Raw genomic sequence first — 1916 nt, 5'->3', positions numbered from 1 at the left:
TGAACACACTGCTCTTATGACAGGACGAGCGAAGCAGGGCTACGTTATCGTGTTCACGCCGCCGAACGGGTGCAACGGTATTTGTTGCACCCTGGGCTGGAAGCGAAGTGAATCCCAACGAAACATTTCATTGACACGATGTCACTTGATATCGGTCATTTGCGGAACACGCCGGGCCTGTGTATGATGCGCGCCGTTTTTGAACGGAAGTCGCGCATCATGTCCATCGAACAGTTCGAATCCTGGTCTCTCGTCATCGGCATCGGCGGCCTGATCGCGTGGATGCTGCTCATCATCTGGAAGATGGGACAGGAATCGCAGGCCGGCAAATACGGCTTCTTCGTTTTGTTCCTGGTGCTGGGCCTCGGCCTCGTCGGCTTTGTCGCTAAAACCGTTCTCATCGAGCTGCTCAAGCTCTAGCCGTCGCGATTCCACTCCGCGCTACACCGGCGGGTGGACAAGCTCCACCCGCGGGCATCGCGAAACGCCGTTCGGCGCTTACTTCGTCTTGCAGGTCTTGATGCCGAACGGGAGATAAGCCGGGCAGAAACCGAGCAGGCCGGTCAGGAGCGGCACCGCGCCGATCCAGCCCCAGGCGGTCTGCGGACCGACGAACACCAGACTCAGCAGTCCGATACCCACGACAACGCGCAATACGCGATCAACACCACCTACGTTGCAATTCATACGACACACCTCCAAAAGTCAGGGTTGGTAAAAATCCGGCCGGCCTGTAGCGCCGCGGATAGGTGCCACCCTACCCCGATACCACGCGCGGTTCAGTGACAAAATCACATCGTCAGCGATTCGCCAGCCGTGCCAGCGCCGCCGGGTCGAGAATCGCGATTTCACCGCGTTCGAGGGCGATGCAGCCGTGGCGCTCGAATTCCTTGAGCAGACGGCTGATGACTTCGCGCGCGCTGCCGAGCTCCGCCGCCAACTGCTGGTGGGTAATCGTCACGCGTGAAGCGGACTGGCCCAACGCCAGCAAGCGTTGCGCAAGGCGGTTGTCCATACGGCCGAAGGCGATGGCTTCCACCAGTGTCATGAGCTCGGCGATGCGCTCGCCGAAGGAGGCAAACACAAAGCGACGGAATGCCTCGCTGCGCGCCAGCGCCTCCTGAAACCGCGCCAGCGGCAGGCCCGCTGCCGTCACCGGCGACTCGGTCACGCCCTCCGCCGGGTAACGTTCGCTGGCCAGCAGGCAGGAAGTCGTGAGCACGCAGGTTTCGCCGGCCGCGACGCGATACAGCACGATCTCGCGGCCATTCTCCGCCAGCTTCTGCACGCGCACGGAGCCTTCCAGCACCATGAGGTAACGCTCGCAAGCATCGCCGGCGCGGAACACGGTAACGCCCGCGGGCACTTGCATCAGCGGCATGTCGGCAACGAGGCGTTGCAACTCGGGATCACGCGACGCCGCGAGCGCCGGGAAGCGGCCGAGCCAGTCCTGAGAAGTGATGTTATTCATCGCGGCTAGCTTGTGCGCCGGCGAACCGCGGTAATGTTCGGAATCTGATCGAGCAATGCAAGAATCCGGCTTAAGATTTCTAAATTCGGGATTTCTAGCGTGAAGGTCATGTGCGCGGCTCGGTTCTTGTCGGTCACCGTGCTCACGCCGAGCACGTTGATTTTCTCGTTGGCAAGCAGCGACGTGATATCCCGCAACAGACCGGCACGGTCATAGGCGGTAATCTCCACCTCGACCGGATAGGTCTGGCCGGCTTTCGCACCCCAACTGACCTCGATCAGGCGCTCATCATGCTCGTCATGATGCCGCAGCGCATTGGGGCAGTTCTGCCGATGAATTGTCACGCCCTGCCCGCGAGTGATGAATCCTACGATGGGATCGCCCGGCAATGGATTGCAGCATTTGGCCGTGCGCGTGAGAAGATTTCCCACGCCCTGAATGGTCA

4 protein-coding genes are annotated in these 1916 nt (G+C 61.0%); 1 reads left to right on the top strand and 3 read right to left on the bottom strand.

Going from position 1 to position 1916, the window contains the following annotated elements:
* Positions 1 to 219 precede the first annotated feature (219 nt).
* Positions 220 to 420 carry a DUF2788 domain-containing protein gene (locus WB402_RS01105; RefSeq protein WP_424204907.1) on the top strand — a complete coding sequence of 67 codons (201 nt, stop codon included), beginning with the start codon at positions 220 to 222 and terminating at the stop codon, positions 418 to 420.
* A gap of 78 nt (positions 421 to 498) precedes the next feature.
* Here the strand turns inward: WB402_RS01105 and WB402_RS01100 are convergent, their stop codons facing one another.
* The 3 genes from WB402_RS01100 to WB402_RS01090 form a co-directional block, all read right to left on the bottom strand.
* The gene (locus tag WB402_RS01100) at positions 499 to 687 is read right to left on the bottom strand and encodes a YgaP family membrane protein (protein ID WP_424204906.1); all 189 of its coding nucleotides are present in this window, start codon (positions 685 to 687) and stop codon (positions 499 to 501) included.
* A 112-nt stretch (positions 688 to 799) separates the two neighbouring features.
* Complete coding sequence (locus WB402_RS01095; RefSeq protein WP_424204904.1) at positions 800 to 1471, bottom strand: Crp/Fnr family transcriptional regulator; 672 nt, start codon at positions 1469 to 1471, stop codon at positions 800 to 802.
* A 5-nt stretch (positions 1472 to 1476) separates the two neighbouring features.
* The coding region (locus WB402_RS01090; RefSeq protein ID WP_424204902.1) for an ACT domain-containing protein at positions 1477 to 1916 on the bottom strand (440 nt) is incomplete at its 5' end.

Origin of the sequence: Sulfuricaulis sp., from assembly GCF_049587675.1 — a bacterium.
Classification (GTDB): Bacteria; Pseudomonadota; Gammaproteobacteria; order Acidiferrobacterales; family Sulfurifustaceae; genus Sulfuricaulis.
The sequence above is the reverse complement of the archived record's forward strand: the minus strand, read 5'-3'. Positions and strand labels throughout refer to the sequence as shown.